The 26,683-nt window shown below is 46.3% G+C and carries 27 protein-coding genes; 11 read left to right on the forward strand and 16 right to left on the reverse strand.

What is annotated here, in order from left to right; all coding sequences use genetic code 11:
* Positions 1–3: 3 nt before the first annotated feature.
* On the reverse strand, positions 4–285 hold the full coding sequence (gene ilvM, locus LNL84_RS16865; RefSeq protein WP_244358826.1) for an acetolactate synthase 2 small subunit: 282 nt from the start codon (positions 283–285) through the stop codon (positions 4–6).
* A complete protein-coding gene (gene ilvG, locus LNL84_RS16870) occupies positions 285–1,931 on the reverse strand; it encodes an acetolactate synthase 2 catalytic subunit (protein ID WP_244358828.1) in 1,647 nt (548 codons plus the stop codon). Before ilvG ends, ilvM begins: the two co-directional genes overlap by 1 nt.
* A 503-nt stretch (positions 1,932–2,434) precedes the next feature.
* Here ilvG and LNL84_RS16875 point away from each other — a divergent pair.
* Positions 2,435–3,961, forward strand: a complete 1,527-nt coding sequence (locus LNL84_RS16875) for a YifB family Mg chelatase-like AAA ATPase (RefSeq protein WP_244358830.1) — start codon at positions 2,435–2,437, stop codon at positions 3,959–3,961.
* A 3-nt stretch (positions 3,962–3,964) separates the two neighbouring features.
* Here LNL84_RS16875 and LNL84_RS16880 read toward each other — a convergent pair whose 3' ends face one another.
* The 6 genes from LNL84_RS16880 to LNL84_RS16905 form a co-directional block, all read right to left on the reverse strand.
* Positions 3,965–4,963 (reverse strand): DUF2860 family protein, encoded by a 999-nt coding sequence (locus LNL84_RS16880; protein ID WP_244358832.1) that lies wholly within the window; start codon positions 4,961–4,963, stop codon positions 3,965–3,967.
* A gap of 177 nt (positions 4,964–5,140) precedes the next feature.
* On the reverse strand, positions 5,141–6,142 hold the full coding sequence (locus LNL84_RS16885) for a DUF2860 family protein (protein WP_244358834.1): 1,002 nt from the start codon (positions 6,140–6,142) through the stop codon (positions 5,141–5,143).
* A gap of 495 nt (positions 6,143–6,637) precedes the next feature.
* On the reverse strand, positions 6,638–7,237 hold the full coding sequence (locus tag LNL84_RS16890; protein ID WP_244358836.1) for a thiol:disulfide interchange protein DsbA/DsbL: 600 nt from the start codon (positions 7,235–7,237) through the stop codon (positions 6,638–6,640).
* A gap of 53 nt (positions 7,238–7,290) precedes the next feature.
* Positions 7,291–8,277, reverse strand: coding sequence for a serine/threonine protein kinase (locus LNL84_RS16895; protein ID WP_244358838.1), 987 nt, complete (start codon positions 8,275–8,277; stop codon positions 7,291–7,293).
* Between the two features lie 50 nt (positions 8,278–8,327).
* On the reverse strand, positions 8,328–9,746 hold the full coding sequence (gene ccoG, locus LNL84_RS16900) for a cytochrome c oxidase accessory protein CcoG (protein WP_244358840.1): 1,419 nt from the start codon (positions 9,744–9,746) through the stop codon (positions 8,328–8,330).
* 240 nt (positions 9,747–9,986) lie between these two features.
* Positions 9,987–10,253, reverse strand: a complete 267-nt coding sequence (locus LNL84_RS16905; RefSeq protein WP_244358842.1) for a YihD family protein — start codon at positions 10,251–10,253, stop codon at positions 9,987–9,989.
* 567 nt (positions 10,254–10,820) lie between these two features.
* Between LNL84_RS16905 and LNL84_RS16910 the strand changes: the two genes are divergently transcribed.
* Positions 10,821–11,612 carry a sporulation protein gene (locus LNL84_RS16910; RefSeq protein ID WP_244358843.1) on the forward strand — a complete coding sequence of 264 codons (792 nt, stop codon included), beginning with the start codon at positions 10,821–10,823 and terminating at the stop codon, positions 11,610–11,612.
* Positions 11,613–11,706: 94 nt separating this feature from the next.
* Positions 11,707–12,366, forward strand: coding sequence for a PAQR family membrane homeostasis protein TrhA (gene trhA, locus LNL84_RS16915; RefSeq protein WP_244358844.1), 660 nt, complete (start codon positions 11,707–11,709; stop codon positions 12,364–12,366).
* A gap of 13 nt (positions 12,367–12,379) precedes the next feature.
* Here trhA and LNL84_RS16920 read toward each other — a convergent pair whose 3' ends face one another.
* The 5 genes from LNL84_RS16920 to def form a co-directional block, all read right to left on the reverse strand.
* Complete coding sequence (locus LNL84_RS16920) at positions 12,380–13,825, reverse strand: TrkH family potassium uptake protein (protein ID WP_244358846.1); 1,446 nt, start codon at positions 13,823–13,825, stop codon at positions 12,380–12,382.
* Between the two features lie 9 nt (positions 13,826–13,834).
* Positions 13,835–15,211, reverse strand: coding sequence for a Trk system potassium transporter TrkA (trkA, locus tag LNL84_RS16925; protein WP_244358848.1), 1,377 nt, complete (start codon positions 15,209–15,211; stop codon positions 13,835–13,837).
* 83 nt (positions 15,212–15,294) lie between these two features.
* A complete protein-coding gene (gene rsmB, locus LNL84_RS16930) occupies positions 15,295–16,572 on the reverse strand; it encodes a 16S rRNA (cytosine(967)-C(5))-methyltransferase RsmB (RefSeq protein WP_244358850.1) in 1,278 nt (425 codons plus the stop codon).
* Positions 16,573–16,642: 70 nt separating this feature from the next.
* Complete coding sequence (gene fmt, locus LNL84_RS16935) at positions 16,643–17,590, reverse strand: methionyl-tRNA formyltransferase (RefSeq protein WP_244358851.1); 948 nt, start codon at positions 17,588–17,590, stop codon at positions 16,643–16,645.
* A gap of 20 nt (positions 17,591–17,610) precedes the next feature.
* Positions 17,611–18,123, reverse strand: a complete 513-nt coding sequence (def, locus tag LNL84_RS16940) for a peptide deformylase (protein ID WP_244358853.1) — start codon at positions 18,121–18,123, stop codon at positions 17,611–17,613.
* Between the two features lie 115 nt (positions 18,124–18,238).
* On the opposite strand from def, the gene LNL84_RS16945 reads away from it, so the two are divergent.
* Genes LNL84_RS16945 through LNL84_RS16960 form a run of 4 tightly spaced genes read left to right on the forward strand, consistent with a single transcriptional unit; the run spans position 18,239 to position 21,502 of the window.
* On the forward strand, positions 18,239–19,342 hold the full coding sequence (locus LNL84_RS16945) for a LysM peptidoglycan-binding domain-containing protein (RefSeq protein WP_244358855.1): 1,104 nt from the start codon (positions 18,239–18,241) through the stop codon (positions 19,340–19,342).
* The gene (gene dprA, locus LNL84_RS16950) at positions 19,335–20,432 is read left to right on the forward strand and encodes a DNA-processing protein DprA (protein WP_244358857.1); all 1,098 of its coding nucleotides are present in this window, start codon (positions 19,335–19,337) and stop codon (positions 20,430–20,432) included. Before LNL84_RS16945 ends, dprA begins: the two co-directional genes overlap by 8 nt.
* 2 nt (positions 20,433–20,434) lie before the next feature.
* A complete protein-coding gene (locus tag LNL84_RS16955) occupies positions 20,435–20,911 on the forward strand; it encodes a DUF494 family protein (protein WP_279611069.1) in 477 nt (158 codons plus the stop codon).
* A gap of 21 nt (positions 20,912–20,932) precedes the next feature.
* On the forward strand, positions 20,933–21,502 hold the full coding sequence (locus LNL84_RS16960) for a DNA topoisomerase family protein (RefSeq protein WP_244358858.1): 570 nt from the start codon (positions 20,933–20,935) through the stop codon (positions 21,500–21,502).
* A 33-nt stretch (positions 21,503–21,535) separates the two neighbouring features.
* Here LNL84_RS16960 and LNL84_RS16965 read toward each other — a convergent pair whose 3' ends face one another.
* Positions 21,536–22,666, reverse strand: a complete 1,131-nt coding sequence (locus LNL84_RS16965; RefSeq protein WP_244358860.1) for a 5-(carboxyamino)imidazole ribonucleotide synthase — start codon at positions 22,664–22,666, stop codon at positions 21,536–21,538.
* A 2-nt stretch (positions 22,667–22,668) separates the two neighbouring features.
* Positions 22,669–23,154, reverse strand: coding sequence for a 5-(carboxyamino)imidazole ribonucleotide mutase (gene purE, locus LNL84_RS16970; protein ID WP_244358862.1), 486 nt, complete (start codon positions 23,152–23,154; stop codon positions 22,669–22,671).
* Positions 23,155–23,336: 182 nt separating this feature from the next.
* Between purE and tsaC the strand changes: the two genes are divergently transcribed.
* From tsaC to LNL84_RS16990, 4 genes are all read left to right on the forward strand, one after another.
* A complete protein-coding gene (tsaC, locus tag LNL84_RS16975) occupies positions 23,337–23,894 on the forward strand; it encodes an L-threonylcarbamoyladenylate synthase type 1 TsaC (RefSeq protein ID WP_244358863.1) in 558 nt (185 codons plus the stop codon).
* 37 nt (positions 23,895–23,931) lie between these two features.
* A complete protein-coding gene (gene hemF / locus LNL84_RS16980; RefSeq protein WP_244358865.1) occupies positions 23,932–24,837 on the forward strand; it encodes an oxygen-dependent coproporphyrinogen oxidase in 906 nt (301 codons plus the stop codon).
* A 68-nt stretch (positions 24,838–24,905) separates the two neighbouring features.
* Positions 24,906–25,736 (forward strand): shikimate dehydrogenase, encoded by an 831-nt coding sequence (gene aroE / locus LNL84_RS16985; protein ID WP_244358867.1) that lies wholly within the window; start codon positions 24,906–24,908, stop codon positions 25,734–25,736.
* The gene (locus tag LNL84_RS16990) at positions 25,736–25,990 is read left to right on the forward strand and encodes a DUF1488 family protein (protein ID WP_244358869.1); all 255 of its coding nucleotides are present in this window, start codon (positions 25,736–25,738) and stop codon (positions 25,988–25,990) included. The genes aroE and LNL84_RS16990 overlap by 1 nt, the downstream gene beginning before the upstream one ends.
* On the opposite strand, the gene LNL84_RS16995 is transcribed toward LNL84_RS16990, so the two are convergent.
* Positions 25,980–26,534, reverse strand: coding sequence for a gamma carbonic anhydrase family protein (locus LNL84_RS16995; RefSeq protein WP_244358871.1), 555 nt, complete (start codon positions 26,532–26,534; stop codon positions 25,980–25,982). The genes LNL84_RS16990 and LNL84_RS16995 overlap by 11 nt on opposite strands.
* Positions 26,535–26,683 lie beyond the last annotated feature (149 nt).

Below are 26,683 nucleotides of genomic sequence, written 5' to 3' on the forward strand. Positions count from 1 at the left end.
TCCTTATGCACTTTGTTCTTGTAAGTTGTGATTAGGCAGCTCGTTATTTTTCAGCTCTGTCACCTCAATGGTGCGAATGTCCCAAAGCTTTTCAATCTGATTGATCAAAGTGGTAATCGAGCGATCACTGTCGACAATGATTTCGACGCTGGCCACCTTACTTTCGTGGTTTTGAGTCGCGGCAACCTGTTTGATGATAAATCCACGGTGACGGATGACTCGCAGTACGCGTTCAAGCAAAACTGGCTTGTCGTCCGCTTTGATGTCGAGTAAGTATCTATTCATTAGGTATTCTCCAACATATCACTATTTGAGGCGCCGGGTGGTACGAGCGGCCAAACATTTTCTTCTTCGTCGATCAGAACGTGAAGCAGATAAGCGGTTTTGCTTTCTAGCATCTCTTTTAAAGCGGGCTCTACTTCTTCTTTCTTGGTGATGGTTTTACCTGGAATGTCGAATGCTTTGGCTAACATGACGAAATCAGGATTGTCATCAAGGATGGTTTGACTGTGTCTGCCATCGAAGAACAGTGACTGCCACTGTCTTACCATACCGAGGCGCTGGTTATTGAGCAGCACCATCTTTACTGGGATCTGGCGACGTTTTAAGGTGCCTAGCTCCTGAACATTCATCATAAAGGAGCCATCACCAGAAATCAGAATGGACTGATCATCCGGTCGACCTACGGCGGCACCCATTGCTGCTGGCAGACCAAAGCCCATGGTGCCCAACCCTGCTGAAGTGATGAAGTTCTCAGGCATTCGAGGTTGGATGTGCTGTGCTGCCCACATTTGATGTTGGCCAACATCAGTAGAGACGATCGCGCTGTCTGGCATCATTTCCGACAACTGCTTGAGTAATAATGGGGCGAAAATAAGCTCACCAGGGTGGTCGTAACGCCACTTGAAGGCACTGCGCAGGCTCTCGCTGTGGTGAGCCCATGGGGAAATGTCTTTAGACACTTCAAGCTGAGGTAAGATGACGTTGATATCACCACGCAGTGCTGCATTAGCGGTTCTCAGCTTATTGAATTCAGCAGCGTCGATATCGATGTGAATGACTTTTGCGTGAGGGGCAAACGTATCTAATTTACCGGTCACGCGATCGTCGAAACGCGCGCCAACAACAATCAATAAATCGCATTCCTGCACGACTAGGTTTGCAGCCTTGGTGCCATGCATACCTAACATACCAAGGTAATGAGGATCGTGGCGGTCAACCGTACCGAGACCTTTTAAGGTGCTTACACAAGGCATCGGATTGATGCGCAGAAATTCTCGAACCGATTCAGTTGCTTTCGCCAATTGCACGCCGCCACCGACGTACAAGACAGGGCGGCTGCTGCTATCGAGCAACTGTTGAGCTAGGGCAATATCATGACTGGCTGCAATTGGCATCGCTGGTGGCGTGAACGCAGGCAGTACATCAACAGGAGCCTCTGCCAGTTGCACATCTTTAGCGATATCAACAATAACTGGCCCTGGTCGGCCATTTTTGGCCACTTCAAAGGCCTCTGCAAGTGTAGGGGCAAGGTCATTGATGTCTGTAACTAGATAGCTGTGCTTAGTGCAAGACAACGACATACCGATCACATCCATTTCTTGGAAAGCATCAGTACCGATATGCGAGCTAGCGACTTGACCTGTAATGGCCACAAGAGGGATTGAATCGAGGAAAGCATCGGCTAAGCCAGTGACGAGGTTGGTCGCTCCCGGGCCCGAAGTGGCCATGCAGACGGCGACATCTTGTGTCGCTCGCGCCATGCCGATGGCTGCCATAGCTGCACCTTGCTCATGGCGACAGAGGATATGCTCAACACCACCATCGTATAATGCATCGTATATTGGCATGATAGCGCCACCGGGATAACCAAATATGGTCTGGATACCTTGTTGCTTTAGAGCCGCTACGACTAATTCTGCACCTTTCATCGTAACACTCCTATTTTCCTACGAGTTGAATCGTAGTCGCTGTTCGTTCGATTGCACATCTTGTGCTCCCATTTCTTCCTGTCAATTCGGTTCGACACTTCGACCTGCATGAGTAATAACTAAAAATCAAACTGCTTTTTCTAGAGATTCATATTTGTAAAAAAACCCCCGGACTTTTCAGTGCGGGGGTTTTTCGAATCTTGTGGTTATTTTCCGCCCACATACCCCCGTGCGGTTCCAGCTAGGACCACGATAATCAGGGTAATCAGAATGTGCGTACGGGCGAAAAATATCATTCTTTTTATCTTGTAAATATTCTTTATTATTTTACGAAATTGTTTGCGTCCCTAGTGGTATCACAATTTTCTGTTACCTGACAAGCAAAAACTCATTCTTTTATCACATTTCATCAGCATCAAATCACGCTATATAACATGTTTGATTGATAAAAATCTGAATATTCAAACCATGGTTGTGATTATTTGGAGGAAAAAAGGGGTTTTATGGGATTATCGATTGTTTACAGTCGCGCAAGTGTTGGCGTTGAAGCGCCGCTGGTTACTGTCGAGGTTCATATTAGCAATGGTATGCCGGGGTTTGCATTGGTTGGGTTGCCTGAAACGACGGTGAAGGAGTCGCGCGATCGTGTGCGCAGTGCCATCGTGAACTCTCGTTTCGAGTTTCCAGCAAAGAGGATCACGGTGAATTTGGCACCGGCTGACTTACCTAAAGAAGGGGGGAGATTCGATTTACCTATTGCTTTAGGTATTTTGGCAGCTTCGCATCAAATCCCTCAGGAAGGAATATTGCAACACGAGTTTATCGGTGAGCTTGCCTTATCGGGAGAGTTACGCTGCGTGAAAGGTGTGTTACCTGCCGCGTTATCTGCTAGTGCTTGTCGCCGAAAAATTGTTGTGCCTGAAGACAATGCCGGTCAGGCGGCACTTGCTGATAAGAATGCACACAAGTCGGCATCGTCACTCATCGATGTCGTGGCGGATCTGATGGGCCAGCAAACCTTAGGGTTAGCAGTGCCCCCTCCTTCAGCGGTCAAAGTGCCTCACACGCGCGATATGCAAGATATTATTGGTCAGCAGCAAGGTAAGCGAGCGTTGGAGATTGCTGCTGCGGGTAATCACAATTTGCTATTTTTAGGACCACCAGGAACCGGAAAGACCATGCTGGCGTCGCGTCTGTGTGACCTGTTACCGGAAATGACTCAGCAAGAGGCCATGGAGACGGCTTCAGTGGCGTCGTTAACGCAAAAAGAAATTAATGAACACAATTGGAAGCGGCGGCCCTTTCGTGCTCCTCATCATTCAAGTTCGATGGCGGCATTGGTTGGTGGTGGCTCAATTCCTCGTCCTGGAGAAATATCACTGGCTCATAATGGTTTGCTGTTTCTTGATGAGATGCCGGAATTTGAAAGAAAAGTGCTCGACTCTTTAAGAGAGCCACTGGAATCGGGGGAGATTATTATTTCTAGAGCGCAAGGTAAAACCCGCTTTCCAGCGCGTTTCCAGTTGGTTGGTGCGCTAAATCCCAGCCCTACGGGTTACTATGAAGGGAATCAGACGCGGGTTAACCCACAAGCGATCTTACGATATCTAGGGCGCCTATCGGGCCCCTTGCTGGACCGTTTTGATATGTCGATAGAAATCCCAGCCTTACCTAAAGGAACGTTATCGCAAGGTGGTGATCGCGGGGAGTCAACGTCAGTGATTAAAGAGCGTGTTTTACGTGCTCGAGAAACAATGTTGGTCAAGCGTGGTAAAGCCAATGCACTCTTGGGAACTCGAGAAATCGAAACCTATTGCCCACTTCGTAAAGAGGATGCTGAATTTTTAGAAACCGCACTGCATCGTTTGGGGCTTTCGGTGCGGGCCTATCACCGCATTATTAAAGTGGCGAGAACCATTGCGGATTTATCGAACAAAGAAGCGATTGAGCGCGTCCACCTTGCAGAAGCTTTGGGGTATCGCGCAATGGATCGCTTATTGCGACAGTTGACCGCTCAGGGCGTGCCGTAAGGACTAAAATTGCCAGTTCATCCCCAATGAGGTGACCCAATCGGAAGTATCATAAAAAGCAATATTGGAGTCGGTAGCATTGTAGCCAGTGAGCGAAATGAAAGACAGCGCTGGAATATTCCACAACGACTTATATTCGTATGCGAAGAAGCCACTGTATTTTTGATCCAATCGACTTTGGCCATTGAACAGAGGGTTACCGCTGTCAAACTCATGGTTCATGTAGCTTAACGTCGCGGCAAAACTGTGCTTGGCGAAGTCATAGAGAGATGTGATTTCGCCCCCCGCTCCTTGATTGGCAATAGCTTGGCCTTTAGCCTTGTCGAGAATGTAGATAGCAGAAGGGAATATCATCCATTGGTCATTAACAGGTAACGTTAATGAGCCTTTGGCATAGTAGAGGTCCGCATTTCGGTTAAGTTGTCCGGTGTGTTGTGAAAACAGATCTGAGCCTGAAAGCTCATTGTTTACTTCTCTGGTACCATAGGCCATATCAATCGTTAAGGGGCTACCTGCGATGTGCTCAAGTTGAACACGATAAGCATTCCCCGTCGCTTCCGAAAGTTGAAGTCCCTGCGAGCTTGTGTAAGGGTCTTTCCAGATTGCCTCGCCTACGATTGTTGGTAAATAGGAGATACTCCACACCATACCACTGTCGAATTGTTGTCGATAGCCCGCTTCCAATACGAAGGTACCAACAGCGATATCGTTGCGTGAGCTGCCAACATAGATTTGTTGTTGTGAATTATGACCAAAGGTATAGTTCAGTGTGCCAAGAGGAAGCCAGAACTCTTCAATACTTTCAACGGGCGCGCTTGTGCTGACATTATTGCTCATCATGACATGGGAAGTTTCTCCGCCAATGGCCGAGTTTATTGACAGTTCTCCGCTTAACCCACTCGACCTTGCCAACTGAGCATGGCTGGCAACTGGCGCTATTACACCAGTTATAGCAATCAAAAGAGGCAACACTGTTGACGTTGTTCGCAGGTTTAAAGTCACGACATCCATCCGCTTACATAGAATTATGGGGGCGCAGAGTAGCGACTTACCGTGATAGAAACATTGACCGGTATCACGCTTTTAGATGGTCCTATTGATGATTAAATTAATTCACCAACCGATGGATTTGATTGGTGAATGTTGGGTTTTGCAGTTATTGTTATTGCTGATAAAGACCTAGAAAGTCCAGTTTAAACCCAGCGCGGTTATCCAGCTATTGCTGTTGTAAAACTCGATGTTTGATTGGCTGCTGTTATAGCCTGCAAATGAAACCAAAGATAATTGTTCTACGCTAAAGGCTCCTGGGTATTCATAGGCAATAAATGCTTTCCAGGTGTCGTCTTGTTGAGTCACATTATCAAACACTGGATTGCCCTCGGCGTATTTACGATTGAGGTAGCTAAAGGTCAAAGCGAACTGATGATTGCCCGCTGATACAAAAGAAGAGATTTCTGCGCCATAGGCATTGCTCGTCATTGCAGAACCTTTGGCGTCCTGCTTTGTGTATATGAGTGAAGGGTAGAGTAGAACTTGGCGGCTAATCGGCAGCATCATTTTAAATTTGCTGTATAGAATATCGGCATTGCGATCGAGCATGCGTGATTGCTGTTCATTTAGGATACTCCCATCGACTAGCGCGGCACCTGAACGTTCATCGTCAATGTCTCGTTTTCCATAGGCTAAATCAACGCTGAATAATGATCCTGCGATGTTGTTGAGCTGTAACCGGTAAGCCATGCCTTTTTCATTGGTCGTTTCACGTGCCGATAGGCTGTACGGATCTTGCCAGATCTCCGCTTCTAAAATGGTTGGCAGTATCGAAAAGCTTAACTTGGTGCCGTGCTCGAAGCGATACTTGTAGCCAGCCTCCAATGCCAATGTACCCACGGCAATGTCAGTTCGAGAGGTACCTAAGAACAGCTGCTGGTTTGAGGTCGAGCCAAAGGTATATTGAACGTTGCCGAGCGGCAATACTAACGCACTACTGCTTTGCTGATCTTCCCCCTGACGGTAGACTTTAAACTCATCGTCGGTGTTGGTGAGGTTCGAGGTGCTGCTTGAATAGGCAGCATTGATGGCGATTTCACCACTAAACCCGTTACGCTCACCTAGTTTTGCATTCACGAGCAATGGGCAAACCCCGATAGCAGCGATAACGGCGATCCATATCCTTTTCATAACCAATCCTTGTTATTATGTAAACACAGCTTAACTATTTGTACTTATATGTTTTTATTGTGTTATTGGTTTAGATTATAGATGTTTTATTTTCATAACAAGGTAAATCAGAGCAAGGAGAAAGATATTGCACAAGCAATGGTGATTTAAAAAATTCAGTCACCGCTTTATGTGGCTGTGGGCACCCATCAACCAGGTCATCTTGTGTTTGGTCAATCGCCGTATTCAATGGCCAATTGATGATGGTGAAGAGCTTCGGAAAGAGGAGAGATATTTGATGATCCGCAACCACCTTAGCTGGACGGATATAGTGGTGACAATTAAATTACATGAGTTGGATGAGCAAATACGTAGGGATTACTTTCAGGATAAACACCATAACCGCCAATTTCAGTCATGGCTAAAGCAAGTATGACTAGGAAAAGACCAGCGTTTACAAGAGATACATAGAAAATAAGAAGGCCGAGCTGGTGGGTTCGGCCTTAATTATAGTAATTACTTTTTCAATAGAAAGTTGACGAGCTCAAAGTACTCATCAAGAGACTGGATGCTACCACTTTCAACTAAATACTGATTGTTGACCACGACGGCAGGAACGCCAGTCAGGCCGCTGTTTTTGAATTGCTTGTCAAAGCGACGCACCATTGAGTCAACCGCGAAACCGTTAAATGCTGCGTCGAACTTTTTGGCATCAACGCCTTCATCAATAAAGATCTGACGCAGTTCAGCATCGTCTTTTGGTGGTGTGTTCATTTTGTGGATTCGGTTGAAAAGAACCGGAACCATTTTCTCTTCCACTTTCAATGCCAGCATCGTTGCGTAAGCTTTACTCATAGACATCCCCATAGGGCCTCCCATGAATGACACGTGGTTTTTCTGAAACTTCGCGTTGGCAGGGATTTTGGTTTTGAGTTGCTTGATAATCGGCTCAAAGCTATTGCAGTGAGGGCAGTAGAACGAGAAAAACTCGACCACCGTTGGCTTTGCTGACTTTTCGAGTTCAAGTACTCGGTAGTGTTTACCTTCTTCAAATTGTGCAGCGTGTGCTCCCAAGCTAACCAGTAGCGTCGCAAATAGCGCGATCATTCTCTTCATTATTTTCTCCGTAAATAGAACCAATTTGATATTTATGGTTATTCAATAGTGTGTCACCACTGCGGCTGCAATGAAAGAGGCTTTTCATTGAGTGCAGCGATTTGTTCTTTAAACCCGAGCACTTGATTTTCCCAGTACTTGGGATCGTTAAACCATGGAAACGCAACAGGAAACGCGGGGTCTTGCCATCGTTTTGCCAACCATGCCATGTAGTGCACCATACGTAGACCGCGCAAAGGCTCGATAAGTTTCAACTGCTCACTGGGCAGCTCAAAAAACTCATTGTATCCCTCTAGCAAGACATCCAGTTGCATCATTTTATCCTGGCGCTCACCGTTAAGTAGCATCCATAGATCTTGAATTGCCGGCCCATTACGAGCGTCATCAAGATCGACAAACATAGGCCCATCTCGCCATAAAATATTTCCTGGGTGGCAATCACCATGGAGTCGAATGGCGGAGGTATGTTGTGGCCAGTGCTGCTCAATCTGCTTGATTAATAGGTCGAGATCATTAAAAAAAGCATTCTCTAGGTGCATTGGAATAAAGGTGCTGTTCTCAAGAAGTGCTCTTGGCTGATATAGGTATTCGTCGAGTCCAATGGTCGGCCTGTGTTGAAATGGTTTGACTGCCCCCACTTGGTGAATACGCCCCATAAAGCGGCCAACCCACTCTAGTTGCTCAAGGTTATCAACTTCAAACTGACGACCTCCTTCACTGGCAAAGAGGGTGAAAAGATATCCCTGATATGAATGCAGGCTTTGGCCATTGATGAGCAGTGGTGCCGAAACGGGCACGTCATGTTGCAACAACTCATGGGCAAACGCATGCTCTTCGAGAATTTGATCCTGGCTCCAGCGCTGCGGTCGATAAAACTTGACCACAAATCGCTTCTTGTCTTCATCCACAAACTGGTAAACGCGGTTTTCATAGCTGTTGAGGGCCAAAAGGCCAGATTCGGCGCGGATCCCAATGCTCTCTAGGGCATACCACATAAAATCAGGTGTTAGAGCATCAAAGTTGAACGCTTGATTTGTCATTTAAATAAAAAGGCTCATTGCTGAGCCTTTTCCTATTATTTTTCGAGAAGTTACAGCTTCTTAATAAAGCGGCTTTCAACCTCTATTGAAAAGTCACCATTATCCCTCAGTATAAACTGGATTGTGGTCACAGGTGAATCGAGTTGTTGTGGGTCTGCACCGAGGCTTAGCGGTAGGTTAAGAACCTCACCTGGCTCAACTTGCACTGTTTTCCTTCCGTACCACGTGACGTCAGTTAGGCCAGTGACGTCCAAACTGTACTCCTGTTGTTGCTGGGTTTTGTTGATAACTTTTAATGTGTAGGTGTTTTCGGTGAGGCCATCGCTGTTGGTTCTAAATAATTGATTCCTATCGCGAATAACGGTGAGTCCGGCAGGATCCACAGCAGCCACTTGGGCGAAGAACAGGCCAATCATCAGTAGCAATACGGCGCCGTAGCCCAGCAGTTTAGGGCGCATGACCTTAGTCCCGTTACCAGACAATCGGTGTTCAGTGGTGTAGTTGATCAAGCCTTTTTGGTAGCCCATGCGATCCATGGTCTTATTGCATGCGTCGATGCAAGCCCCACAGTTGATGCACTCGTACTGTAAACCATCTCGAATATCAATTCCTGTAGGGCAAACTTGAACGCAAAGATCACAATCAATACAGTCACCAAGGTTCAGCGCTTTCGGATCGGCTTTGCGAGAGCGTGGCCCACGACTTTCTCCGCGTTGGGCATGGTAGCCGACGATAAACGTGTCTTTATCGAACATGGCAGACTGGAAGCGAGCATAAGGACACATGTGTAAACACACAATGGAGCGCATCCAACCCGCATTGGCATAAGTACAACCCGCAAAGAACAATACCCAGAACGCTGGCCAAAAGTTGCTGTTGAAGGTAAAGAAGTCGATCAGTAAGGTGCCAACCGGTACGAAATAACCGACAAAAGTAATACCTGTCGCCAGTGATATTGCAAGCCAGGCGAGGTGTTTGAGGGTCTTTTTCCACGCCAGCGGTAGGGTAAGCTTATTGCTGTCTTGTTTGCGTCTTTTGTTGGCGCTTCCTTCCAACTTTTCCTCAAACCAGATGAACATGAAGGTCCACACGGTTTGTGGGCAAAGATACCCACACCATATTCGTCCTAAAAAGGTGGTAATAAAAAATAAACCAAAGGCGGCAACCATAAAGAGCAGTGCTAGCAATGTTAAATCTTGGGGGTACAGTGTTGTGCCGAAGAAGTTGAATTGCTGATTGCCGATATCCAACAAAATGGCCTGTCTTTCACCATAAGGGATCCAGGGCGTAAGCATAAACAGCGCTAGCAAAAACCAGGCACCGTAGCGTCTAAGCTTTTGAAAGGTGCCTTTGCTTTCACGAACATAAATTCGGTTGCTGGGGTTGAATCTGTCTTGATTGCCTTTGTGGGTCTTCGGATTGAACGTTTTAGGAGTCACGTCCTTTATATCGATTTTGTCCCGACTCATGAAAATTTCCTTTTTGGGCTGAGCGGTGCGATTTTTTCGCACTCTTTTATCATTGCTTCTGTTTTGGGCCGTTTCGCCATTGGTTTGTAAATCACGCCTGCACTGTGTTTTGTACGTAATGACAAGGTGGCCAGATTATAACCTTGATAATATTTTCATTTCTTTAAGGCTATCACCTTTACCACTATTTAAAGTGGCTTACCGATAAAAAAACGACCCACTTGGGGTCGCTTTAAGGAATTATTTGATAATGCCTCTGGCCTTTAATAGTGCCGTTTTGAAATCGTCTTCCTGATCTTTGGCCAGTCCTGGGATCATTTCTTCTTTTTCACTATTGCGCATCTTAAGATGATAAATCAGGACATCATCGGTGAGTTCTTCTAGCTTTCCTTGATAGCCAGCTTCCTTAGCGAGCTTGAGAATAAACTCCAGCAAATTGAGCTCTGAATCCTTTTGCCACTCAGGGTGAAGCAGTTCGATGAGTTCGTTGACTCGATGGCATTTCATGACTTTCTCCAATGGTTCTTATGTTTTGCAGCAAAGGTATCAAAGAAAGAATAAATAACCAATATCAATAGGTGAGCAGCCAATAAAAAAGCGCAGTGTGCGCTGCGCTTTTTACTTATGCTGCTTTGACAACCTTAGTGGGTGTTGATGTCATTAAGACACTCTTTTCCAGTAATGTTATTGGAGCGGCTTTTTTTGCCGTCGGTGGTGATACAAAATTACTACGACGACGAGACGCACTTCTATTTGAGTGCGAATACCTGACGGGTGTTGGGCGCATTAAGTTACCTAACAGTCAGACAATTCCTTTGCCAAGTTAATGGCCTGAACACCTATGAGCAAAGCGATCTAACACCACTTATGACTCTTTTTGACTTTCGCCATTCCAAAATAAGTGAACAGGAATAGTGATATGCAAGCACATCCCCAATAGAGTATCACTAACTTTATCCCGATTCGATATTTGTAAAGAAAATTGTTCATTTTTTCTCCAAATATTTGTGGCTGATTCAATTGTATTGACGCGCAATATGGGATACAACTTTAGAGGAGTGAAAGGAGGTTTGTATGTCATTTTTTAAGAAAACATTGGCCAGTTTTGGTATCGGTTCTGCAACCGTTGACTCCGTTTTACATCAAGAATTCCTTTATCCCGGACAAAAAGCCACTATTACGATCCATGTCTATGGGGGAAAGACATCACAGACTATTGATAACATCGATCTTAAACTGTGCTGTCGCTATATCGACGAAGAGCCTCGAAACAACCATGACCGTCAAGATGGGTCAAAACGTCGCGTAGCAAAAACCTATGAACTGCAATCTTGGTCGCTTCCTTATGCGTTTACTTTGCAACCAGGAGAAGAGCGAGATTTTGAAGTTGAATTGGATGTGCCCTGGAATACTCCGCTAACCATTGGAGATTCTCGTGTTTGGCTAGAAACTGGCCTAGACATAGCGCTGGCTGCTGACCCAAAAGATAAAGATATGCTAACCGTTCGCCCAGACCCTATTCTAGATGGAATTTTCACTCGTTTAGAGGAGTCAGGCTTGAGGATCCGTCAGGTCGAATGTGAAGCAGCAAAAGGTTTTGCAATGCCATTCGTCCAAGAGTTCGAATTTGTTCCGACCACAGGGCCTTACCATGGCCGTTGGCGTGAACTGGAAGTCATCGCCTATCGCAGTGCTGATGAGCTTAAGTTGTGGTTTGAAGTGGATCGAAATAGACAGGGGATGACGGGTATGCTGTCAAGCTTGATTGGCTTGGGTCAACTTCAACGAGAGTTAGTTTTGACTAGCGATATTACCGCAGCTCAAGCAGGACAAAGAGTTATCGACTTCTTAGAAGACACCACTTAGTGAGTATGTAGTACGCGTTGAATTGATTAAGCGTACACCTGTTCACTGAAATGTGGCATACTCAGCAAATAGTCACTTTGAGTGGAGCTTAATTATGTCTGAATCTAATGTTAGCCTTTACAGTTCTCGCGAGGAATGGGCAAATAGCGTAAGTCATGGTCTTGGAGTCTTGCTGTCGGTTGTTGGCTTGGTTTTATTGGTGAGTAAAGTGCACTCCACTGATGCTGATCCAATAACCATGGCCAGTATGTCGATATATGGCTCAAGCATGATTTTGCTGTTTCTAGCTTCAACGCTCTACCACGCTGTTCCTTTGGCCAATACTAAACGATTACTTAAAACCTTGGATCACTGCGCTATCTTTTTGTTGATTGCAGGCAGTTACACCCCATTTCTCTTGGTCAGCTTGCGCACCCCACTCGCTATTGGATTGATGGCCGTGATCTGGACGATTGCCGCCATTGGTATTGTGATTAAACTGTTCTTTGTTTATCGCTTTCAGCGAGCGTCTCTTATCGCCTACTTGGTCATGGGGTGGTTGTCGCTGATTGTGGTCTATCAATTATCGCAATATCTCGAGCCTTCAGGCATGGTGTTATTGGCGGTCGGTGGTGTTATCTACACTTTGGGAGCGATATTTTATGCGATGGAGAGCATTCCGTACAATCATGCGATATGGCACTTGTTCGTGCTCGGTGGCGCCGCTTGTCATTTCTTTGCTATTTACTGGTATGTCGTGCCGAACCAAGTGTAATTGAATAGAACGTTTATCGGCGCCAAAACGCCGGAAAAAACAGTACAAGTAAGGTCAATATCTCTAGCCTGCCCATTAACATACCAAAGCTCAAAATCCACTTTGCCCCATCTGGCAGTGGCGCGAAATTACCCGTTGGCCCAATGACTTCACCCATTCCGGGGCCAACATTGGCGACGGCGGTAATGGCACCTGAAATACTGGTAACAGGATCAAGGCCCATCGCGCTTAGGGCGGCGGCAATGATAATAATCGTGACAAAGAACATAAGAACAAACGCGACCACAGAGCGGATAATATCGTCGTTAACCGGTCTTTGATTGTAGCGCTGAACAAAGACGCCCGACGGGTGTATTAGCTTCATCATCTGCTTGTTCAGTAAGGTCACCGCGATCTGGAAGCGGAAGATCTTAATGCCTCCCGATGTAGAGCCCGAGCAGGCACCAACCATCATCATGACAGCAAAGATCACAGTAGGCAGGGCTCCCCAGGCGGTAAAGTCTTCTAATCCAAAGCCGGTTGTAGTGACCACGGAAACGATATTAAACATCGACACGCGAAAAGCATCAGCCAGAGTGTAGCCATCTTCGAGGTAAAGCCAAATCGCCACCACACTGCTTGCCACTAAAAATAAGTGAGTAAAACCTTTGACTTGAGCGTCATTAAATAGCGCTTTTGGGCTACGCTTCATTAGAGCAGAGACGAACAACAAAAAGGGCAGTCCACCCAGAAACATGAATAACGTACCCACCCAATGAGCACCTTTAGAGAAATGATTCATTGAACCATCGGAAGTTGAGTAACCGCCGGTTGAAAGTGTGGTAAAGGAATGATTGATGGCTTCAAATATCCCCATTCCTGTCGCGAGATAGCCCAGTAGGCACAGTAACGTCAGTACTAGATAGACCAGAACAATATTTTTGGCGACAGTTTTGGCTCTTGGGCTGCTTTTGTCTGACCAGTCCGAAGATTCGGTTTGGAATAACCTCATCCCACCGACGTTTAGCATCGGCAACACAGCCACCGCCATAACGATAAAACCAATCCCGCCGAGCCATTGCAAAATAGAGCGCCACAATAAAATACTGGGAGCCATATTGTCTAAACCGCTTAAAACCGTGGAACCCGTGGTAGTGATACCTGACATGGTTTCAAAGTAGGCGTCGGTAAAACTGATGTGATTGATAAACACAAAAGGCAACGCCGCGAAGGCGCTGGCAACTGTCCAGACCAAACTGGTGATGAGAAACATATCTCGCACCCCAAGCTTGAAGTGTTTGGTTCGGCCTAGAGACAAGCAAAAAAATGACGCTAGGTGAGTAATCAATACCGCAAAGGCAAAATCTAGGAAGCCATTGGTACCAGTTACAAAAGCCACTAATGTAGGGACGTACATAAATAGGGCCAGTTTGGAAAGGACTAACCCTAGAACAAATAGGATGGGACGGGCGTTAACCATAGCGCGTCCTTAAAGGAAGAAGGCGCTCGGTTGGAATAAAGCCTCAACATCTGGCACATACTTCTTATCGACTAAGAACATCACTACATGATCGTCTTGTTCTATCACGGTTCTGTCGTGTGCGATAAGGACCTCTTCACCACGCACGATAGCACCAATAGTGGTACCTGGAGGTAATTTGATTTCGCCAATGGAGCGGCCAACAACCTTTGAGGTGGTTTCATCACCATGGGCAATGGCTTCGATGGCTTCGGCTGCGCCACGGCGTAAAGAGGAGACGTTGACGATGTCGGCTCGACGTACATGGGTAAGTAGCGCCGATATGGTTGCTTGTTGCGGAGATATTGCCACATCAATGGTGCCGCCTTGTACTAGGTCGACATATGCGCCGCGCTGGATGAGCACCATGACTTTTTTTGCCCCCATCTTTTTGGCAAGCATGGCGGACATGATATTGGTTTCATCTTCGTTGGTCAGAGCAATAAAGACATCCACCTGATCGATATTTTCTTCACTCAATAGCTCTTGATCGGCTGCATCACCGCAAAAGACGATGGTGTTCTCTAACTCTTCAGACAGTTTTTCAGCGCGGCCGTAATTGCGTTCTATCAGTTTGACGCTATAACTTTGCTCAAGCCGTTTCGACAAACTGGCACCGATATTACCGCCACCGACGATCATGATACGGCGATAAGGTTTTTCTAGGCGCTGAAGTTCACTCATTACCGAGCGAATATGGTTACTTGCCGCGACAAAGAACACTTCGTCGTCAGCTTCGATGATGGTGGTACCTTGTGGTCTAATTGGACGGCCCTGGCGGAAAATCGCCGCTACACGGGTATCTATGTGCGGCATATGTTCACGAAGAGTGGAGAGAGCATTGCCAACAAGAGGACCCCCGTAGTAGGCTTTAACCGCCACTAAACTGACTTTTTCTTCAGCGAAACTGACGACTTGAAGAGCACCTGGGTATTGAATTAAGCGTTCAATGTAGCTGGTCACGAGCTCTTCAGGTGCAATCAAGTGATCTACAGGTACTGCACCTGAGTTAAATAGGCCTTCTTTTTCGACCAAATACTCTCGTGAACGAATTCGCGCCACTCGGTTTGGGGTGTTAAACAATGAGAAAGCGACTTGGCAGGCTGCCATGTTGGTTTCGTCACGGTTGGTGACCGCAACCAACATATCGGCATCTTGTGCGCCCGCTTCCCTAAGTACATCGGGGTGGCACGCGTAGCCATTGACTACGCGTAAGTCATATTTATCCTGGAGTTCGCGCAGTCGGTCACTGTTTTGATCGACAATGGTAATGTCGTTGTTTTCACCCACAAGGTTCTCTGCGAGTGTGCCACCGACTTGTCCTGCGCCAAGAATGATGATTTTCATAACTCTTTACTCTTTATAATATGACGTTGCCACTTGGCTGATAGTATTTTTATATCAGCGGGTTACCAATGATTGTAGCCGTTTTATGCTTTCTTGAGTACTGCATAATAGAATCCGTCCATATCGTGTTCACCCGGTAAGATCTGTCGACCCGGTTGAGCAGGATCGGAATCAATAAGTTGTGCGTCCTGTGTTCTTGCTAAAAACGCTTTCACTTGTTCGCTATTTTCTTGTGGTGTGATTGAACACGTGGCATACACCATAGTGCCGCCAGATTTCAATTTGAGCCACATAGCATCAAAAATCTCTCGTTGCAGCTCGGCCAGTGCATCAATGTCGTCGGCGCGTCGCAGCCACTTAATGTCTGGATGACGACGGATCACTCCTGTCGCAGAGCAAGGAGCATCAAGTAAGATGCGATCAAATTGTTCTCCGTGCCACCATTCCTGTGGTAGACGAGCGTCACCACAAATCACCTGAGCTTTAAGGTTGAGCCTTTCGAGGTTTTCATGAACACGGCTCAAACGCTGTTCATCGCAGTCAATGGCGACGACCTGACTGTTATTGGTGCGTTCTAGGATATGGGCTGTTTTGCCCCCAGGTGCCGCACAACAGTCCAGTATCAGCTCTCCGTCTTTCGGTTGCAGGTAGTTAAGAGACAATTGTGCAGCGGCATCTTGAACCGATACCCAACCCTTATCAAATCCCGGTAATAAACTGACATCACAAGGCGTTGCTAATTTTAAAGCATCTAATGCTTCTGGGTGTGTGGTGGAATCTATACCTTCATTTTTGAGTAGTTGCTGGTAATCGTCTCTTGAATGATGCTGATGATTGACGCGTAACCACATTGGTGCCTTTTGGTTATTGGCTTCAATGATCTCAGTCCATTGCTGTGGGTAGCTGTTTTGCAGCAACTTGAGAAGCCAGCTTGGATGAGAGTATTTGCCAGCATTATGGCTCAGTGACTGTTGGTCGAGCTGTTCTTGATTACGTTGGTAGTTTCTTAATACTGCGTTAATCAAGCCTCTTAAACGCGGTCCTTTAAGGGTTTTGGTTGCTTCAACGGTTTCACCCACGGCAGCGTGAGCTGGAATGCGCATATAACCAATTTGATAGATGCCCACCAAAATTAAGTGATGGAACACACGCTGCTTGCCTTTTAATGGTGACTCCATGAGCTCAGATGCGATGGATTCTAAGCGAGGCAAAATACGCAACGCGCCATAGCAAATCTCTTGCAATAGTGCGTGATCGCGTGGGCGAATATTCTGTTGTTCCATTGGCAGAACATTAGAGAGAGATTGGCCCTTGTCGACCACCTGGAAGAGTACGGATGCAGCAGCAGCACGAACGTTCATTGTAGATACCTAATGTATGAGGGCCGACATACGAAATGCTGGCCCTTGATTTTTCACAGTGTGACCAGAATTAGCTCAACACAGAGTTAACTTCAAACCAGCTTGCTTTTGAATTAAGCACGTCACTGACGGACATGGCTTTCTTGCCAGGAACCTGAATAGATTCAAGCACTAATACGTCTTTACCTGTTGCAATGTAAATGCCGCTTTTATCGGCTTGAATGATGGTGCCTGGTTGAGCGTTGCAAGTTTGTTTGTCGACGCGACTTTGCCACACTTTTATGTTGTTTTCTGCTACCGAAAAGTAGCTCATTGGCCATGGGTTAAAGGCTCGCACGCAGCGTTCGATAAATTCGGCTTCTAGGTTCCAATCTATTCTTGCTTCGTCTTTGCTTAGCTTGTTTGCGTAGTTTGCCTTCTCATCATCTTGCTTAACGGGCACTGTGTTCCCATTTGCGATATCACCAAGGCACTCTACTAAAGCCTTCGGGCCAAGATCCGCCAGTTTGTCATACATGGTTGCACTGGTATCGGTGGCCTCGATTGGTAAGGTTGCAATGCGTAGCATGTCGCCTGTGTCTAAGCCAATATCCATCTGCATAATGGTGACACCCGTATCGGCATCGCCAGCCCAGATAGAGCGCTGAATTGGCGCCGCGCCACGCCAGCGAGGCAAAATGGAGCCGTGCACATTGATACAGCCTAGTTTTGGTGTATCCAGTACCGCCTGAGGTAGCAGCAATCCATAAGCCACGACTACCATGATGTCGGCGTCTAAATCTGCCAGAGCTTGTTTGGCTTCATCCGATTTAAAGTTTTCTGGTTGATACACTGCGATATCATGTTCAAGCGCAATGTTTTTCACAGGGCTGGCGGTTAATTTTTTGCCTCGACCTGCCGGTCTATCTGGTTGAGTATAGACCGCAACAACCTCATGCTCCGAAGACAATAACGCCGCCAGATGACGGGCGGCGAAGTCAGGAGTACCAGCAAACACAATACGTAATGATTGGCTCACAGAAACCTCTCTTTATTTAATTACTGTTGTTTAGCGTTAAAACGTTTAATTTTTTCTAACTTATCTTTAATACGTTTACGCTTTAACGGCGACAAATAGTCGACGAAAAGTTTGCCGTCTAAATGGTCTAATTCGTGCTGAACACAGATGGCCAAAAGGTCATCGGCATCAAAAGCGAACTCTTTTCCATCTCGATCTAGCGCCTTAACCGAGACTTCAGCTGCTCGTGGTACCAGTGCTCGTGCGCCAGGTACAGAGAGACAGCCTTCTTCGATGCCGTCTTCGCCACGCTTTGCGGTGATCTCTGGGTTAATCAATACCATTGGCTCATCGCGTGTTTCCGAAATATCGATTACGACGATACGCTGGTGGAAATCCACTTGCGTCGCTGCAAGGCCAATACCTTCTTCGTCGTACATGGTCTCGATCATGTCATCGACGAACTTTTGAATTTCAGGGGTGACAGCTTCAACAGGCTTTGCGACTGTTCTAAGGCGATCATCCGGGAATGTTAATACTTGTAATACAGACATATACACTCAAAATCTTGAACTGTGCCGAATAGGCTAGGAACTCGTTGGTTCAATTCTAGACATTTTGCGGCCTAAATGACAGCATCGCGTCAAACAAAGCATAGGAATGCGGGTTATGAAATGGATTTATAGTCTCATTTTGAGTGTGGTTCTTGGTCTTTTTTCACTGAGCGTTCCTGTTTATGCTCAGCAAAACACCGTTCAGGTTAAACATGCTGCACCGAGGGTGTACACGGTGGTCGAAGGGGATACCCTATGGCACCTATCTGAAATGTACCTCAATGATCCATGGCGGTGGTTAGAACTTTGGCGGCACAATACTCAACTTGCCGACCCCCACAGGATATATCCAGGAGACCGCCTGCAGTTAAGCTGGAATGGCAGTGCGCCATCGCTCTCCAAGAAAGAACGACGCACTTTATCTCCAAAAATGAAAAGGACGCGCAAGCAAGCCATAAGTATTATCCCTAAGCCTTTGTTGATGCGTTATCTTAAACAGCAACACCTGATGACTGATAGTCAGTTGCAGCAAAAAGTGCAGCTACTGGGTTCAAGCCGCGGACTGAGCTTAATTAGTCAAGACGATCTTTTGTACCTTGATGATAATCATGATGAGCAACATTGGGGCATTTACCGAACGAGTGATCGTTATCAAGTGGATGAGGCGAAAAATGCCATGACACAAGTGACCCTCGTTGCCATCGCGACCACTGTTAATCAACAATCAGCAGTGACAACCGTCCGAGTGGATGAATTGATTAGAGAGGTGCGACCTTCTGACATTATCTTACCCCTTAAGCAACCGATGGCAATTACGCATATCATGATGTTTCAGCCTAAACCTGCGCCAGATCTTCCTCAAATTCAACCTTTAGGGTCATTTGAAAAATTGACCTACCTTACTAAGGGGAGTGGGGTAGTGCTCGGTGTTGGGCGTGATCAGGGTATAGAGCTGGGCAGTACGTTTTCGCTCGATGTGCATAGCAATGAACAGCGCTTTTCAGATGGTACGGTCGGGCTGGGCTCACAACAAGACGAACAGACTGAAGCTCTGCCGATGACTCGTATTGGCTCACTCATGGTGATTCAAGTTTATGATGAAATGAGTATTGCTGTTGTTACGCAGTCGCTCCAGCCTATACCTCATAATGTTTGGGTGCGCTCCCCTTTGCTAAGAAAACATCAAGATCATCTGGTTAAGGGGGATCATAGTGGATGAACAAGCGCTGGCCGCTTGGTTAACTCTTAGCTCTATACCCAAGATTGGCATTGCCAAACTCAACAAATTACTGTCATTAGACGCCCCTCAAAATATTGTCGAGTACAGTACAGAGCAATTACAGGCTATAGGATTTTCAACGGCGCAAATTCGTCACGTGAAACAAGGCAATAAAGCCGTAGATGATTGTCTGACATGGTTACAACACGATGAACACAGCATTGTCACGGCGATGGATAAGCTTTACCCCCCACTATTGAAGCAAACCAAAGGGTATCCACCTAGTTTGTTTATTAAGGGAGATGTTCGTGCGTTGAGTTCACCTCAAATTGCGATTGTGGGAAGTCGCAATGCCAGCCCTGAAGGGATGGAAACTGCCCAGTATTTTGCTGGCGAGTTTGCGAGGCAAAACTTTGTGGTTACCAGCGGCCTGGCGATTGGTATTGATGGACACGCACACAATGGGGCGTTGTTGTCTGGTGGGCAAACCATTGCTGTGCTGGGTTCAGGGCTCAATAACATCTATCCCGCCCGCCACCGTGAATTGGCCAAACGTGTTGAAAAGCAAGGCGCTTTAGTGTCCGAGTTCTGGCCTAACACGACGCCTAGGCCAGAGTTCTTTCCTCGTCGCAATCGGATCATCAGTGGCTTGTCAGCGGGTGTGTTGGTGGTGGAAGCAACCCAAAAGAGCGGTTCATTAATCACGACTCAATATGCGGCTGAGCAAGGACGTGAAGTCTTTGCCATTCCAGGTTCCATTCGTTTTGCCAATCACAGTGGCTGCCATTCACTGATTCGCAATGGTGCGTGTTTGGTTGAAGACCCTAATGAAGTCATCAATGAAATAGATTCTCTGGTAAACTGGTCTAAAGATAATCAGCCAACGCTTTTTGACCAAGTTATTGAAACTGAAGAATTGCCATATCCTGAACTGTTAGCTAACGTAGGAATAGAAGCAACATCGGTTGATATTTTGGCTCAAAAGACCCATATTCCTGTGCATGAGGCCATGACTCAGCTGCTAGAGCTCGAATTATCTGGATATGTTGTGGCAGTTACCGGTGGTTATATTCTTAAGGGGAGAGGCTAGCTATGATGATGGACATACTGATGTACCTGTTCGAAACCTACGTCCATAGCGATGCAGAACTACAGGTAGATCAAGACGAATTAGAAGATGAATTGCTTAGAGCGGGATTTAGGCAAAAAGATATTTACAAGGCATTGCTTTGGTTGGAAGACTTAGCGGCACTGCAAAACAGTGAGCAACAGTCGGCGATCCAAATGAGTGCATCGACTTCGACCCGTATTTATACTCAGCAAGAAATGTCACGATTGAGCGTGCAAAGCCGCGGCTTCATCATGTTTCTTGAACAGGTTGGCGTGCTGACAACAGAGACGCGTGAAATGGTCATCGATCGTGTCATGGGGCTCGAAACCAGTGAATTTGAACTTGATGATCTCAAGTGGATTATTCTTATGGTGCTATTCAATGTCCCGGGTAATGAAAACGCATATACGCTAATGGAAGAGCTTGTTTACACCACTGAGCAGGGTATTGTTCACTAACTTTTGTAATGAGACTGGCCAATGAGTCGTAAGATTGACCATCAACTGTTTTCCGCCCATGAACATGCGTTGGAAAGCGAACCGTGCCCGCAATGTGATGTTGGTGAGCTTCACATCAAAAATGGTAAGCATGGTCCCTTTTTAGGGTGCAACCGCTATCCAGAATGTGATTACATTAAACCTCTTCATCAAAATGATGGTCACATTGTCAAAGCGTTGGGAGTCGCGTGTCCTGAGTGTGGCGATGAGCTGCTATTGAGGCAGGGGCGTTACGGGATGTTTATTGGCTGTAGTGCTTATCCAACATGCAGTTTTATTGAATCGCCAAGCGCCAATCCTGTTGTTGAAACACAAGATAAAGTTGCGTGTCCTGAGTGTGGCTCAGGCCATATCAAGGAACGAAAGACGCGATTTGGAAAAGTGTTTTACGCGTGTGATAACTATCCACAGTGTAAGTTCTCTATCAATCGACCGCCCATTGCCGGGCAATGTCAGTTTTGCGGCTTTGGCTTATTGATGGAAAAGAAATCATCACCTTCGGGAGTGATCATCGAGTGCGCAGCACGAGGCTGCCATAAAGTTCAGGAATAAAAAAACGGCCGAGGCCGTTTTTTTATGGGTGCTTTATAACGCTAAGGCGGCAGGCTTTAGTGCTGGGAATGCTTGGGCATCGAGTAACTCAGACAGTTCAAGTAAACTCTCCTTTAAGGCTGCTTTGTCGTGAGCACATACGTTGATGTGGCCCATCTTACGGCCTCGGCGCTTTTCTTTGCCATACCAGTGAACATGACATCCTGTTAATGCATAGACGGAATCACTCACTTGATCTTCACCAAGAATATTCACCATTGAGGTTGCGCGGATCGCTTGTGTGCTCCCAAGAGGCATACCGCATACGGCACGCAAGTGGTTTTCAAATTGACAGGTCTCAGCACCTTGCTGTGTCCAATGTCCAGAATTGTGCACGCGTGGCGCAATTTCGTTAACCAAAAGCTCGCCATTCACATCAAAGAACTCCAGCGCCAGTACGCCAACATATTGCAGACTATTGGCGACAGCTTCGAACATCGTTGCGGCTTGTTGCTGCAGGGCTGGTTCATCAATTGCTGTAGACAGCGTTAACACACCATCGGTATGAACGTTTTCTGCCAAAGGATAAATAGCAATGTCACCTGATGCGTTGCGAGCGCCGACAAGGGAAACTTCTCGTTGAAAAGGAACGAACTCTTCGGCAACGATGGATTGATTCGGATTGTCTTGTAGCGCTTGTGCAAGTTCACACCAGACAGCATCAACATGCTCAGCAGATTTTAATCGCCACTGCCCTTTGCCATCATAACCACCGAGCGCAGTTTTGAGCACCATAGGTAAACCTACATACTCAATCGCCGCATCAAAATCATCACGATTATTAATCACGGCGTATTTGGCATTCTTGACTTGGGCGCTATCAAGCAATGATTTTTCGATACGACGATCGCCGCCCGCTTTAATTGCTTGTGTGGTCGGAAAGAACTTGCCACTTTTTTCACACACGTCTAGGACATCCAGCGGAATATGTTCAAATTCAGCAGTGATCACATCGGCATGTTCAATGGCAGTGGTTAAACCATTCCCTAGCACCTGTTGAGTGAGAGGGTGAACAATATTACCGCTGTTTACGTCAAATGCTGAGATTTTGATATTCAAAGGTGCGCCTGCTAGGGCCATCATTCTTGCTAACTGACCCGCACCTAAGACCAATACGTGTTTCATGTTTAACCCTCAGATGGATCGGGATTGGCGAGAACGGTGTCTGTTTGTTCTGCTCTAAATGCTTCGACTTTTTCCATGATGCTCTCATCGTGGGTGCCAAGAATCTGAGCCGCCAAAATACCAGCATTCGCCGCGCCAGCTTCACCAATAGCTAGAGTACCTACTGCAATCCCCTTTGGCATTTGCACAATAGAGAGCAGCGAATCCATACCTTTCAAAGCGCGGCTTTGAACAGGAACACCTAAAACAGGCACACTGGTAAATGCTGCAGCCATGCCTGGTAAGTGCGCTGCGCCGCCAGCTCCAGCAATAATGACCTTGATACCACGTTCTTTGGCACTGCTTGCGTAGTCAGCGAGTAGTTGCGGTGTGCGATGAGCAGAAACAACCTTGGTCTCGTAAGAAACGCCAAATTGATCCAGCATATCCGCTGCAAGTTTCATTGTAGGCCAGTCTGATTTTGACCCCATGATAATACCGACTTTCATCTCAAGCTCCTTCAAGCAATCATTGGTGAACTAATTTTCGCGCATTATACGAATAATTTTTAACAAGGAAAACGTTTGCGTGAGTTAAAAGTCAGTTTTTTCTGGATTCGTACGAAAGTTTTGAGGATAGTGCAGTTGAATTGTAAAATATTTGTATAAATCAATATTGAGAGGATGACAGGGTGGATAACTTTCAACTGGTGCTTGAGTCACTTATTGGTGGTGAAGTCATTGCTTACCCGACAGAAGGGGTGTTTGGTGTGGGATGTGATCCCGATAATGCTGAGGCCATACAAAAACTGCTAGCGGTCAAAGAGCGGCCTGTTGAGAAGGGGTTGATACTCATCGCTGATAACTATCAGCAATTAAGACCTTATATTGATGAACAGAAGTTGTCTGAGCAACAACTGGCAATCGTTCAGGCGAGTTGGCCAGGCCCAGTAACTTGGATAATGCCTGCGAGTGAACGTGTATCGTCTTGGTTAAGTGGCTCATTTGACACTATAGCGGTGCGCGTGACTGATCATCCACAAGTGCGTCGCTTGTGCCAAGCATTTGGCAAACCTATTACCTCGACCAGCGCAAACCTAACGGGCCAACCTTCTTGTATGACCACGCAAGAAGTGAGCATCCAACTCGGAAGTCGCTTAAGCGCCATTCTTGAAGGCGAAACAGGGGGGCGTGAACGGCCAAGTGAGATCCGTGATGCCAAAACGCAGCGAGTACTTAGGGCTGGTTAATTTTAATCGCATTCATAAGAAAAGGATTGATATCTAAATGTCACAGGTGAACAAGGATCAGGTCAAAGCATTCTTACTTGGCCTTCAAAATGATATATGCCAGCAACTAGAGCAAGTTGATGGTGTTGCGACTTTTGTCGAAGATAAATGGCAGCGTGAGCTCGGTGGAGGGGGGCGCAGTCGAGTGCTCAAAGATGGCGGTGTGTTTGAACAAGGAGGCGTCAACTTCTCCCATGTGTTTGGTGACAAGATGCCAGCATCCGCGACGGCACATCGGCCTGAACTGGCGGGGCGCAAATTTGAAGCCATGGGCGTTTCATTGGTGGTACACCCAAAGAACCCTTACGTGCCGACATCTCATGCCAACGTTCGCTTTTTTATAGCAGAAAAAGACGGCGAGGCACCGATTTGGTGGTTTGGTGGAGGCTTTGACCTTACTCCCTTTTATCCATTTGAAGAAGATTGCCGACACTGGCACCAAACGGCTAAGTCTTTATGTGCTCCCTTCGGTGAGGATGTATATCAACAGCATAAGGAATGGTGTGACCGTTACTTCTACCTTCCTCATCGTCAAGAAACCCGTGGCGTCGGAGGGCTGTTTTTTGATGATCTTAACCAGTGGGGCTTTGACAGGTCATTTGACTATATTAAAGCTGTCGGGGAAGGGTTTACTCAAGCGTACCTGCCTATTGTGGTTAGAAGAAAAGCCCTTTCTTATGGTGAACGAGAACGTGATTTCCAGCTCTATCGCCGTGGCCGATATGTTGAATTCAACCTGGTCTACGATCGTGGCACCTTGTTTGGTCTTCAAAGTGGAGGGAGAACCGAATCGATCCTTATGTCGATGCCGCCACTGGCTCGTTGGGAATACTGTTTTGAACCTGAAGTTGGATCTGAAGAAGAGCGCCTTTATCGTGATTATCTTAAGCCTCGCGCATGGTAGGCTTGGCGTAAGTTGACTGAAATGATAGTGTTTTAATACGCACTATCATTAGCGAGCACAATAGGGACATGAGCAAACCTGATCAATACGTCGTTTTTGGGAATCCAATATCTCAAAGTAAGTCACCCTTTATTCATACGCTGTTTGCTAGGCAAACGGGCCAACAGCTTGAGTATGGACGTTTACAACCAGAAAAAGAGGAATTTAAACAGGCGGCTATGGAATTTTTCGCTAGTGGCGGTAAAGGCTGTAATGTCACCGCACCTTTTAAAGAAGATGCGTATCAGTTTGCCGATCGCTTGACTGAGCGTGCAGAGCTCGCAGGTGCCGTCAATACGCTTAAAAACCTCGATGATGGTCAAGTTATAGGTGATAACACAGACGGCGAAGGATTTGTTCAAGATTTGCTGCAATATCATGTTCCTTTAGAAGGAGCATCAATATTGATTATTGGTGCAGGTGGTGCAGCCAGAGGTGTTATTCAGCCCCTACTTGCACAAAACCCTAAACAGTTAGTGATTGCCAACCGAACGTTTGATAAAGCTCAGGCACTTGTCGAGATATTTAGACCTTACGGGCCTGTCATAGCCAAAGAGATGAACGACGTTTGTGAGCCCTATGATGTTGTAATCAATTCGACCTCTGCCAGCTTATACAAAGAGCTTCCGACTATTAGTGATATGATCTTTAGTGAAAAAACGGTCAGTTATGACATGGCTTATGGGCAAGGATTGACAACATTTAACCAATGGGCGCAACAATCTGGAGCGGCATTTACTTACGATGGACTTGGCATGTTAGTTGGACAAGCTGCAGAGAGTTTTATGCTTTGGCGAGGAATCAGGCCTGGCACTAAGCAGATATTAAGAGAGCTTAGAAAAAACCTAGAGGGTCAATAATGAATCAAAGCATTTTGTTTTCTGACGAAGTGATATGGCAAGAAGATGCTATAGAGTTTCACGCCCAGCATTCTGGTATGTTGATTCGTTGCTATATTAGGCTTGAGTCGTTACAAGCGTTTTCCTCTCAAACAATAGAGAGTAAATGTGAGGCGTTAGATATCTTTGAGATCCACCGTTTCGATATCGAAGACAAAGCAGAAGCCCTCATCGAAGATGAGAGCTTCTGTGCTGATGGCAGTATTACGCTCTAGGTACAGGTAACACCTCGTTGAGGTAATCATTTTTGTTTTGCACATAGTTATCAGCAGAACGCTGTAAAAAATCCCGCTCTTTTTCTGTTAGAGGGCGAATTTGCTTCGCCGGGCTTCCAACATAAAGAAAACCGCTCACTAATACCTTATTGGGCGGTACTAAACTTCCTGCCCCAATCATTACATCGGATTGAATGACACTGCCATCGAGAACCGTCGCCCCCATTCCTACAAGAACACGGTCTTCAATCGTACATCCGTGCAGCATTACTTTGTGGCCAATGGTGACATCGTTGCCGATGATAAGAGGAAAACCGTCAGGGTTTTCTAAGTTCTTATGAGTGACATGGAGAACACTGCCGTCTTGAATGTTACTTCGTTTACCAATACGTATATGGTTCACATCACCACGAGCTGCCACAAATGGCCAAATACTGGCATCTTCATCGATCTGAATATCACCGACCAAGACGGATGTTTCATCTATATAGGCCGAGTTGGCAATAGAAGGGGTAATGCCTTTATAGCTTCTTATCGTATTCATTATCTTTAACTCTATTATGGTTACCTTCAGGCAACAATTAGAATGAACTTCGATACAGGAATAGCACAAAATTACAATAAGATGGATGAAAAATACTCACTGAGAAAAAAAAAGCAAAAAACCTCAAAAAAGGGCTTGCCAATGTGATT

This window comes from Vibrio gelatinilyticus, from assembly GCF_022836845.1.
Taxonomy (GTDB): Bacteria; Pseudomonadota; Gammaproteobacteria; order Enterobacterales; family Vibrionaceae; genus Vibrio; species Vibrio gelatinilyticus.

What these genes read in the sequence shown, in the direction of transcription:
- aroE (WP_244358867.1), top strand. Translation starts at nt 24,906, where the DNA reads ATGAGCAAACCTGATCAATACGTCGTTTTTGGGAATCCAATATCTCAA.
- purE (WP_244358862.1), bottom strand. Translation starts at nt 23,154, where the DNA reads ATGAAAGTCGGTATTATCATGGGGTCAAAATCAGACTGGCCTACAATG.
- ilvG (WP_244358828.1), bottom strand. Translation starts at nt 1,931, where the DNA reads ATGAAAGGTGCAGAATTAGTCGTAGCGGCTCTAAAGCAACAAGGTATC.
- LNL84_RS16920 (WP_244358846.1), bottom strand. Translation starts at nt 13,825, where the DNA reads ATGGTTAACGCCCGTCCCATCCTATTTGTTCTAGGGTTAGTCCTTTCC.
- LNL84_RS16960 (WP_244358858.1), top strand. Translation starts at nt 20,933, where the DNA reads ATGAGTCGTAAGATTGACCATCAACTGTTTTCCGCCCATGAACATGCG.
- LNL84_RS16890 (WP_244358836.1), bottom strand. Translation starts at nt 7,237, where the DNA reads ATGAAGAGAATGATCGCGCTATTTGCGACGCTACTGGTTAGCTTGGGA.
- hemF (WP_244358865.1), top strand. Translation starts at nt 23,932, where the DNA reads ATGTCACAGGTGAACAAGGATCAGGTCAAAGCATTCTTACTTGGCCTT.
- def (WP_244358853.1), bottom strand. Translation starts at nt 18,123, where the DNA reads ATGTCTGTATTACAAGTATTAACATTCCCGGATGATCGCCTTAGAACA.
- LNL84_RS16905 (WP_244358842.1), bottom strand. Translation starts at nt 10,253, where the DNA reads ATGAAATGCCATCGAGTCAACGAACTCATCGAACTGCTTCACCCTGAG.
- LNL84_RS16965 (WP_244358860.1), bottom strand. Translation starts at nt 22,666, where the DNA reads ATGAAACACGTATTGGTCTTAGGTGCGGGTCAGTTAGCAAGAATGATG.
- LNL84_RS16885 (WP_244358834.1), bottom strand. Translation starts at nt 6,142, where the DNA reads ATGAAAAGGATATGGATCGCCGTTATCGCTGCTATCGGGGTTTGCCCA.
- ccoG (WP_244358840.1), bottom strand. Translation starts at nt 9,746, where the DNA reads ATGAGTCGGGACAAAATCGATATAAAGGACGTGACTCCTAAAACGTTC.
- LNL84_RS16910 (WP_244358843.1), top strand. Translation starts at nt 10,821, where the DNA reads ATGTCATTTTTTAAGAAAACATTGGCCAGTTTTGGTATCGGTTCTGCA.
- trhA (WP_244358844.1), top strand. Translation starts at nt 11,707, where the DNA reads ATGTCTGAATCTAATGTTAGCCTTTACAGTTCTCGCGAGGAATGGGCA.
- LNL84_RS16895 (WP_244358838.1), bottom strand. Translation starts at nt 8,277, where the DNA reads ATGACAAATCAAGCGTTCAACTTTGATGCTCTAACACCTGATTTTATG.
- rsmB (WP_244358850.1), bottom strand. Translation starts at nt 16,572, where the DNA reads ATGAACGTTCGTGCTGCTGCTGCATCCGTACTCTTCCAGGTGGTCGAC.
- LNL84_RS16875 (WP_244358830.1), top strand. Translation starts at nt 2,435, where the DNA reads ATGGGATTATCGATTGTTTACAGTCGCGCAAGTGTTGGCGTTGAAGCG.
- ilvM (WP_244358826.1), bottom strand. Translation starts at nt 285, where the DNA reads ATGAATAGATACTTACTCGACATCAAAGCGGACGACAAGCCAGTTTTG.
- LNL84_RS16990 (WP_244358869.1), top strand. Translation starts at nt 25,736, where the DNA reads ATGAATCAAAGCATTTTGTTTTCTGACGAAGTGATATGGCAAGAAGAT.
- trkA (WP_244358848.1), bottom strand. Translation starts at nt 15,211, where the DNA reads ATGAAAATCATCATTCTTGGCGCAGGACAAGTCGGTGGCACACTCGCA.
- LNL84_RS16955 (WP_279611069.1), top strand. Translation starts at nt 20,435, where the DNA reads ATGATGATGGACATACTGATGTACCTGTTCGAAACCTACGTCCATAGC.
- LNL84_RS16945 (WP_244358855.1), top strand. Translation starts at nt 18,239, where the DNA reads ATGAAATGGATTTATAGTCTCATTTTGAGTGTGGTTCTTGGTCTTTTT.
- LNL84_RS16995 (WP_244358871.1), bottom strand. Translation starts at nt 26,534, where the DNA reads ATGAATACGATAAGAAGCTATAAAGGCATTACCCCTTCTATTGCCAAC.